Below are 8,611 nucleotides of genomic sequence, written 5' to 3' on the forward strand. Positions count from 1 at the left end.
ATTCATGCCCTATCCTGTGGCTTGAAATTCAATATCAGGTGCTTTATACTGATGGTGTTACTTAGAGTTAGCTCTAAGATCAGTTTCGTAAATAATTTATAAAACTGACAAAAAAGGATAACTCTTATAGAGGAGAATTTATCTATGGGATACACAATCAGCCAAGTTGCAGAGAAATTCGATCTTACTGCACACACAATACGATATTATGATAAAGAAGGTCTGCTTCCATTTGTAGAGCGAGACAAAGCAGGAAACAGAGAATTTTCGGACAGTGACTTTGATTGGCTGAAACTCATTTGTTGTTTAAAAAACACAGGAATGCCCATTAAACAAATCAAGCAATATATCGAATGGTGTCTGCAAGGGGATGAGACCTTGGAAATCCGAAGGCAAATGTATCTTGACCATCGCAAAGAGGTTCTGAAACAAATGGACGATTTAAAGGAAAACCTTAAAACCATCGATTATAAGCTTGAATACTATGATACCGTTTGCAATATACCCTTAAACGAAAGCAAATTATCTGCTGGAAAGTAGAATGAGCCAGTCTCGTTCTAATACAAAGCCTTTTTACCTTAAGTAATTTATTAAACCCAAACTTCTGGATTTTCCTGTTGATTCCCTTTAGAAAAATTTGCTTATCACTGCTTGGATAAAACCTTTAATATCATCAAGGTTTTCCTGCAAAATTCGGTAAATTTCAGAATTATCAACCTCTTGGTACAGGTGCACAATTCGGTTACGAAACTTCACCATTTGCACTAGTGAAAGTTCTTTGTCCTTACCCAATACGCCATGTTGTATTATTAGCTTCACTGCTTCTGCAGACGTACTGGGGATTCCCCAGCGCTCTCTTGCTACTACATGATTAGAAACATCTATTAAGGCCTCAATACATACTTGAAGGTTATATTTCGCCGCATCAACCGCCTGAAAACTAGCTAAAAAATCTTCCCGTTCTATAAGCTTTAACGTCTCTAAATTTTGCAACTTTAGATCAATAAAGGATAGTTTTCGCTGAATAATATCCTTATCCACCATGACTGTTATATTCCTCCTTAAGGGCCTGCTCGTAATCACGAGCGAATACAGCATACTTAACAGCGTAGTCCGGATAGGTCTTAATCACGCCTTCAATAAAATCACTATGTTTAAAATAGTCTCCTTCGTAGACAAGCAAACCTTCCCGGAGGGCGCGAAACTGCAAAGCGATCGGAGCGCGATTCAGATTAACCAAATCTATTCGGTCATGATTAACATGGAGGCATAAGGCTACGTCTAGCTCCAATTCCTCCGATAGCGTAACTGGGCGAGTAAAAACTACTCCCAAATCAATATCACTCAGCGGATGTTCAAACTCAGTCCCAAGTGATCCAAATAAGTAAACAGCAGCAATTTCAACTCGGGACTGAAAAAACGCTTTCCATGATTGCATCTCAACAGGAACCTTTCGCATAGACCTCCCCCCCTTGTCTCATTATATCATGCTAGATGCGTATAAAAAAGGGCATATGGTATTATTTCCCTTGTGCGCTACAGGTAGTTTTCATGCTTTATTAGGTGCTAAGAAGTTCTTATCTAAGGCCATCTCAATTTGAACCTGATCCATATAAAGATTTAATGTTCTTTCAACTTTCTGAAAGTCAATAAATCGGCTTTCTCTCAGAATTTCTCTTCCTTCGTAAACCATCAAAACTGTCGGTACTGTAAATACCAAGGATTGCCCTGCTATTTCCATCTGTTCACCGATGGATATTTTTGCGACCTTAACCGGATAGTCTTCTACTAGATTCATCAGTTTTGGGAAAACTGCCTGGCAAACATTACAATCTTCGGAGCTGAAATAAAGAATATACAATTTCTCTTCTGCTATAAACCGTTCGAAATGCTCTTTTGTTTGAATAAGAACCGCAGATTCAATGCTCATTTTAATTGATTCTCCCTCATGATTAGAGTGCCAACAATGATTCTTTCCAGTGAGTTTTTTCAGAAACGTAAATGGCGATCCGTCCCTCACGTCTGCTTTTGTAATTGCTACGGGTATTTTAGGTACCGTTTTAACTCCCATTCTGCTCAACCTATTTAAAGTTGCTAACCCCTTGGCTCGAGGAATAGCTTATGGAACTACTGCACATGGTCAAGGCACTGCAACAGCTCTGTTAGAAGGATCTATTCAGGTATAGAAAAAGCCCCTAAGCGCTGCCGCTTCGGAACCTTCATCTTTCTTACAAGGATTGATCTACTTCTTGGCGATGCGCAAAATGTTCCATAATTTTTGCCCAAATACGTTGAGTTTCAAGGAATTCACGATGATGTTTCTTAACATTTTTATGGTATTTGTCTAATTCAGCTAAGACTTTAATAAAATCCGGTTGTCCGAAATAAGCACAGATTTTAGGCAAGGTCTCGATAAGCTGTTCCCGCATCTCTTTAATCTTTTCCTCATAACGATCTGGCTGTGTGATATAAAGCAATAAGGGCTTATAACGAATCCAACCTATACAGGCCTTGTAAAAGCGAGTTGTAATCAGTTCGGTATCAGCTTTGATGAACTTCAAACGGATTGGGAGAACACCTTCTAAAAGGTCATTATAAGTGGAAAACCCATCATGGAATGTGTAGCACGGCACGCGCAAAACTTTTCGTTCGCTTAGGCAGGTACTTAAAAAAGTATCCTCTCCTCTAGCTCCCGGTGGATTGTAAAACGGAAAAATACGGCGAGAATCGGTTAGGTTAATACACAGATTAGCTCCTGAGATGAATTTGGCATGGTTTGTTTCCTGCACCTCTGTCGCCTCATCGCTCGTCAAGATCTTCGTATCAGCATAGGTTACCCCGCCGTTTTTCATAACGGTTTTCAAGGTATCCCAGTTAATGATATCATTGCTGATAGCCTCAATAAACGAACGGAAATCCTCTTCGGTCATAGTATCATTAAATTCCATATAGGGAATCGGCGATATATAACCACAGTGATGTCCGTGGGTGATGTCCGCTTGAGAGATATATTCAAGATGGTCGAGCAGAACATGCTGGCCTCCCCAAATTGTAGTTCGGCGCGTATTGGTCACTGCCATCGGATATTCGTCATCGTCCAAAAAGATCAGATAATCCATCTTGTTCTTTATAGCGTTATAGAGCACAGCGTTACGCTTAGCTGCGTACCCCCTGCCAAAAATCATACGAGCTTCATTCATATCGATGACATTTTCTCGAGTTAAATAATCAATTTCTTCTTTTAGCGAGACACTTCCAATAAATTTGCTACTATCAATCTGCTCGACGAGTTCTGGGTGTATATTGGTATAATCCGTTGTTTTTGTTTTATTATAATTAAGATCATAGGCTACAAAAAGATTCAAGCTGATTCGTTTGTTCTCCACCAAACCAGATTCCTTCCAGTTGTGTATGGTGGTTCTCAGCACCTTTTGAAAACTCCTTCTCCCTGTAGCAAAACCGATTCCGACTTTAATATGTTTACCCTTTTGCATTCAATCACTCCCTTTCAATGCAAAAATTAAACGAATATTATAGCCTTAAGTAAACACAGGCGTTTCCGCCCATGCTCCTCAACGGAACCGTACGTGCCCTATTAAGGCATACGGCTCTTCACATCATATTTACTCATCTATAGAATAAGCTCACTTTTATTGTCGGCTCTAATAACGGAAAAGTTTTCAGCAATCCATTGAAGAATGTATCAAGCGTGTAACTTCTTCTCTGACTTCTTCTATTAAGCCATTTAAGCAGTTGCCACTTTACTACATTTTGATAACTTTTCACACCTCTTGTATTATCATTTACCCCATAATACTGATAGTGTCCCCTAATTTTCTGATTAATCTTCTTAATCAGTTCACCAACAGGCATTACTCGATTATCCCTAATCCATTCTTTCATTGTCTTGACTTTGCTTCGAAATTTCTTCTTACTCGTCTTAACCTTACAACGAAAGAATTCTTTCTTACCATCTTCGCTACAGTAAAATGTAAATCCTAGAAAGTCAAAAGTTTCGGGTTTCCCTAAGCCTCGCTTTGCTCTATTTTGCTTAGCAAATCTTCCGAATTCCAATATCTTGGTTTTCTCTAGGGCCAATTCTAGACCAAACTTCTCAAATCTCTCGATTAGCCTTTGATAAAACTCTTCTGCTTCCCATTTGTTTTGAAAACAACATACAAAGTCATCACAATACCTGATTAAATACGCTTCACCCTGACACTGTCGCTTCACCTTCACGTCAAACCACATGTCCAGTACATAATGAAGATATATGTTTGCAAGTACCGGTGATGCTCCATTTCCCTGCGGAGTGCCCCGTTCACTTTCCAGATAGTTACCATCTTCCATGATTCCAACTTTAAGAAACTTCTTAATTATTTCTATAAATTTCTTATCCGCTATATCATGCTCCAAGAATTTTATCAGCCATTCATGGTCAACGTTATCAAAGAATCCCCGAATATCTGCTTCCACAATGTAATTGATCTTGTGGTATTGCACATCCTCTATAATTTCTCTGACAGCTTGATGACAGCTCCTGTTTGGTCTGAATCCAAAGGACTCATTATAGAACTTAGGCTCATATACCATCGTTAATATCTGCGCTATGATACTCTCAACTAGTTTATCTTCATAACACGATATCCCTAATGGCCTCATTTTGTTGCTTCCGTCTTTTGGAATATACACTCTTCTTATAGGCTCTGGCTTATAGCTTCCGCTTTTCATTCGTTTGACCAAATGTTCTACGTTTGCTCTCAGATTGACAGAATAATCTTCCTTGGCCACTCCATCAATTCCCTCGGCTTTCTTTCCATTCATTCCCATATGACTGGCTATCAGCGTCGTTTCATTGATGTATGTGGCAAGGTTTTGAACCCTTCCATCCAGTCTAGCCTTTTCTATGTTGAATTGTATTCCAAGTAACTCGTTAATAATGTTCTTCAGCTCCTGTCTGCACTATCCCACGTTTACTTGAAGCTATGTTGTGCTAACCCCTTCCCTCCATCTGCTTTCACATATTTCTACGGTACTATGGGTTAGTCGGATTTCCTATAGTGCATTTGCTCATCTTGCTCGTTCCCTTACTTGACTTCGCATACTGATTTCCCAGACACTATAGGACCTCAGCTGTTCTATTAACATACTTATCAGCAAACTCGCCAAGCCCTCGGACCCCGGAAGAGTCATGCATCTCTCACCATTACGATTTGCACGATTTTGCCTGCTACCGAAAAGACAGTATCGGCCTCTTCATTTAGATAATAATTTCGTGGCTCAATAGCTTCACTTTCGTTTCGGCTCGTTTGCTCCCCGCCCTACGCTTAAACCTAATGTTACCATTTCGGCTCCAAGGAACTAGGTACAGGCTACTGGTTAGGTATTACCTGATAGGATTTTCCTACTATATGTTAATAACTTACTAATGAAATGAAATTGCTTTCATTTTCAAGAGGAAACATCACGCATTTGCGTGCTGCTTCGCAGCTCGCACCAATTAATTATTATACCATAATTGTTAATTATATCAAAATGCCAGATCGTTAAAAATGATAATATCTTGATGAGAAAGTTCTCGCAGCAGTCCCACCAGATTTTTCCCAGGGTCTTCATATTCCACCAAAGAAATAGCCTGGTCGATGGTACTTAAGTCCCTATCGTCCTCCACATTCCAGCCTTGTGCCGCACCGTAAATCATGCCAGGAATGGCAAGAGACGGCATATTAATGTGGCCGCAATCTCCCCAGTCGGTATTCAAAAATCCTACGGCATGGTACTGATTACCCAACTTAGCCATCTCTCTCATGTTGGTAAAACTCATGTCATAGGCATTCACCAGTCGGCTGTAACCGGATACGCTAGGGCACACATACTGCTTTAAGCCATGGTCAGAGAAAACCTTAATGTTTTCTTTCTTAGCGCCATAATCGTAGTACCAGTTGAGACTGGTAACCTGTGCATTCAGTTTACCCAGATGTTCGGGATGGCTCTTTACAATATCCCCCCAAATCATGACCTCTTTTCCCTTGCATTTTATACAGTGCCAACCGATCGACCAGCACTTTCAGGCTGTCCATAGTGGGCACTCTTCCGCGGCTAACATCAAGCATATAGCCTCTGTTTGAATAGGATGGTTCATCGGCAATAGTATAGAATATATCAGTGTAATTGGTAAATATCAAATGAGAAAGGACAGGTTTACATGAGAATCCGACAAAAAACATCCTAGTTTACAATAATATAGCAATGCTTTTTACAGCCCGTAACTCAACCTGAGTATATACTCCTTTAATACAATATGGTAAAATAAACCAATTGATATTTTAAGGAGGGGTTGTTGTCTCATGGCTAAACATCCTAAAAGGACCAATACTGCAAATATTACTAAAACTGCAAGAATCATTTCTGTCGCCTCACAGAAAGGTGGGGTTGGCAAGACGGCAACTGTCACAAACGTGGCTGTAGGATTAGTTAGTCTCGGATATAAGACAGCTATCATTGACATGGATGCTCAGGGCCATATTGCCTTATCGTTCGGGATCAAGAAAATTGACTTAAAGAAAACGATATATGATGTTTTAATTGGTGAAGCCACAATGCAAGACATCAAACAGAATGCATTTGGAGTTGATCTCTACTTATCCAACAATTCTCTTTCTAATCTTAACTCAAAAGTAATGGCTCAAATTAATTCCAAGTTATTCCCTGCCCCCAAATACCTTTTACGAAAAGCAATCGGTGAGATAAAAGCTCAGTACGATTACATTCTAATTGACACTTCCCCGAGCAATGACATACAAACTATGAATTCCCTGTTAGCCTCCACGGATATTATTATCCCTGTCCTTCCAGAGGGTCTATCCATTGATGGCATCTACGAGACAATTGTTCTAATCAAGGGTATTCAGGAACAAGGTTCAAAGCTAAATATTTTGGGGATATTGCCTACGATGGTCCAAGACCACACCAACCTTCATCATGTGAAGCTCCAAGAACTACGAAAACAATTTGCTGAGACCCCAGACATAAAGGTGTTTGACACTGTTATTAAACGAGCCATACGGCATGGATTAGCGCAGTCCGATGGTGAACCTGACATAAAAAAAGCACCCGAGTATCTTTCGTTTGTAAAGGAGGTCTTTGCTATAGCATGATGTGTTATTTAAAGTGAAGATAGGCAGCTCTTTTGAATGAGTTAAACTAACACCGATGAACAAATCCGGCAAAGGCTTTGAAGCCTTACCGGATTTGTTCATCGGTGTAATTGCGTTGGAGTGTGTAAAATTCCATAAGATCGTTGCCGCACTGTATATAGCGTTTTCCCATAAGTTTCAAGGTATCTCAAGCCTAAATATTATTTGTTGATTTTTTGCGATATTCAAGTTATCCTTGTTATTATTACATTTCTATTACTACTGTCACTCCTGAAAGGTTTTAGGAGTGTTTTCATTTTGAGAAGGGAGTATTACCATCATGCAACTCTTAAAAGATAGAATTCGTACCGACGCAAAGATAATTGAAAATCGAATCATCAAGGTCGATAATTTTCTGAATCACCAATTAGATATAGCTTTGTTTAATGAAATAGGTAAGGAATTCAAACGCCGATTTTCAAATAAAGAAGTTACAAAAATTATAACCATCGAAACCTCCGGTATTGCCATTGCAAGTATAGTTGCTCAGTACTTTAACTATGTGCCTGTCGTATTTGCGAAAAAACATGTGGGCATCAATATGAACCAAGATGTTTACGAAGCTAAGGTTTATTCTTATACTAAAGATCAGGAGTACACCATTAAAATATCCAAAGAGTTCTTAAGTCCAAATGACAAAGTATTGATTATTGATGATTTCCTAGCTAGTGGAAGTGCACTCATGGGATTGGTTAATTTATTATTTCAGAGCAGCGCAGAGATTTCTGGAGCGGGTATCGTCATAGAAAAAACATTTCAAGAGGGTAGAAAACGCATCGAAGAAAAAGGCATTCAGTTAGAGTCTTTAGCTATCATCGACTCAATTAAAGATGGCCAGGTTATTTTTAAATAAGTTCAAAGAACAAAGAGTAGGAGATTGACCCAGCATACATCTTATGCATATTTTATAATTAAAATAATTATAAATCAAGAAGATCTTTCCCCTTTATTTCGACAATTATCGATATGGTTTCACAACGACAGATATTCGCGCAATTCTAAGAGGTTGACTCACCTCCACTTTAGGAGTAATGAATCAACCTCTTTTCATTGGTCTAACCTTCCATTGTCTAGCAATCTTTTTACACTATGCCGACTTTATGAAACTGCTCAATTTGAGCTGCACTATACCCAATACCCGCTAATACCTCATCCGTGTTTTCCCCAGTTCTAGCAAAAACCATTTTAGCTTCACCCGGGGTTTCAGAAAGTTTAATGGGTACTCCAGTGCACACTATATCTTTACCCGATCCTTGGAAATTGGTCAAAGTATGGACCATATCGCGAGCCAGTATCTGCGGGTGTTTAACCATTTCGTCAAGGGTAAGAATCGGTGTAAAACATAGGTCAGAATCGGAGAAGAACTCGACCCATTCATCGCGAGTCTTTGTGAGCATAATCGTTTTGATAGACGC

Annotated in this window: 11 protein-coding genes; 4 read left to right on the plus strand and 7 right to left on the minus strand. The window is 39.4% G+C overall.

The annotated features are described in order from the left end of the window. The first annotated feature begins 144 nt into the window (after nucleotides 1-144). Nucleotides 145-540 carry a MerR family transcriptional regulator gene (locus DSOL_RS12465; RefSeq protein ID WP_075365174.1) on the plus strand — a complete coding sequence of 132 codons (396 nt, stop codon included), beginning with the start codon at nucleotides 145-147 and terminating at the stop codon, nucleotides 538-540. An 87-nt stretch (nucleotides 541-627) separates the two neighbouring features. Here the strand turns inward: DSOL_RS12465 and hepT are convergent, their stop codons facing one another. From hepT to DSOL_RS12480, 3 genes are all read right to left on the minus strand, one after another. After that, the gene (gene hepT / locus DSOL_RS12470; RefSeq protein WP_075365175.1) at nucleotides 628-1,044 is read right to left on the minus strand and encodes a type VII toxin-antitoxin system HepT family RNase toxin; all 417 of its coding nucleotides are present in this window, start codon (nucleotides 1,042-1,044) and stop codon (nucleotides 628-630) included. After that, nucleotides 1,034-1,459, minus strand: a complete 426-nt coding sequence (gene mntA / locus DSOL_RS12475; protein WP_075365176.1) for a type VII toxin-antitoxin system MntA family adenylyltransferase antitoxin — start codon at nucleotides 1,457-1,459, stop codon at nucleotides 1,034-1,036. The genes hepT and mntA overlap by 11 nt, the downstream gene beginning before the upstream one ends. 90 nt (nucleotides 1,460-1,549) lie before the next feature. Then, the gene (locus DSOL_RS12480; protein ID WP_075365177.1) at nucleotides 1,550-1,930 is read right to left on the minus strand and encodes a thioredoxin family protein; all 381 of its coding nucleotides are present in this window, start codon (nucleotides 1,928-1,930) and stop codon (nucleotides 1,550-1,552) included. Nucleotides 1,931-1,979: 49 nt separating this feature from the next. Here DSOL_RS12480 and DSOL_RS12485 point away from each other — a divergent pair, with 49 nt between their 5' ends. After that, a complete protein-coding gene (locus DSOL_RS12485) occupies nucleotides 1,980-2,186 on the plus strand; it encodes an LrgB family protein (protein WP_235838801.1) in 207 nt (68 codons plus the stop codon). A 42-nt stretch (nucleotides 2,187-2,228) separates the two neighbouring features. Here the strand turns inward: DSOL_RS12485 and DSOL_RS12490 are convergent, their stop codons facing one another. From DSOL_RS12490 to DSOL_RS12500, 3 genes are all read right to left on the minus strand, one after another. Next, the gene (locus DSOL_RS12490) at nucleotides 2,229-3,494 is read right to left on the minus strand and encodes a hypothetical protein (RefSeq protein ID WP_075365178.1); all 1,266 of its coding nucleotides are present in this window, start codon (nucleotides 3,492-3,494) and stop codon (nucleotides 2,229-2,231) included. 133 nt (nucleotides 3,495-3,627) lie between these two features. Next, on the minus strand, nucleotides 3,628-4,830 hold the full coding sequence (gene ltrA / locus DSOL_RS12495) for a group II intron reverse transcriptase/maturase (protein ID WP_235838802.1): 1,203 nt from the start codon (nucleotides 4,828-4,830) through the stop codon (nucleotides 3,628-3,630). 700 nt (nucleotides 4,831-5,530) lie between these two features. After that, complete coding sequence (locus tag DSOL_RS12500; protein WP_075365180.1) at nucleotides 5,531-6,016, minus strand: hypothetical protein; 486 nt, start codon at nucleotides 6,014-6,016, stop codon at nucleotides 5,531-5,533. Between the two features lie 331 nt (nucleotides 6,017-6,347). Here DSOL_RS12500 and DSOL_RS12505 point away from each other — a divergent pair, with 331 nt between their 5' ends. Together DSOL_RS12505 and DSOL_RS12510 are read left to right on the plus strand one after the other, a co-directional pair. Next, nucleotides 6,348-7,157, plus strand: coding sequence for a ParA family protein (locus DSOL_RS12505; protein ID WP_075365181.1), 810 nt, complete (start codon nucleotides 6,348-6,350; stop codon nucleotides 7,155-7,157). A gap of 319 nt (nucleotides 7,158-7,476) precedes the next feature. Continuing rightward, entirely contained in the window at nucleotides 7,477-8,049 is a 573-nt protein-coding gene (locus DSOL_RS12510) for a xanthine phosphoribosyltransferase (RefSeq protein ID WP_075365182.1), read from the plus strand. Between the two features lie 229 nt (nucleotides 8,050-8,278). On the opposite strand, the gene DSOL_RS12515 is transcribed toward DSOL_RS12510, so the two are convergent. Beyond that, a partial coding sequence (locus DSOL_RS12515; RefSeq protein ID WP_170871504.1) for a CoA transferase occupies nucleotides 8,279-8,611 on the minus strand: 333 nt, incomplete at its 5' end.

This window comes from Desulfosporosinus metallidurans (assembly GCF_001936615.1).
In the GTDB taxonomy this organism is placed as follows: Bacteria; Bacillota; Desulfitobacteriia; order Desulfitobacteriales; family Desulfitobacteriaceae; genus Desulfosporosinus; species Desulfosporosinus metallidurans.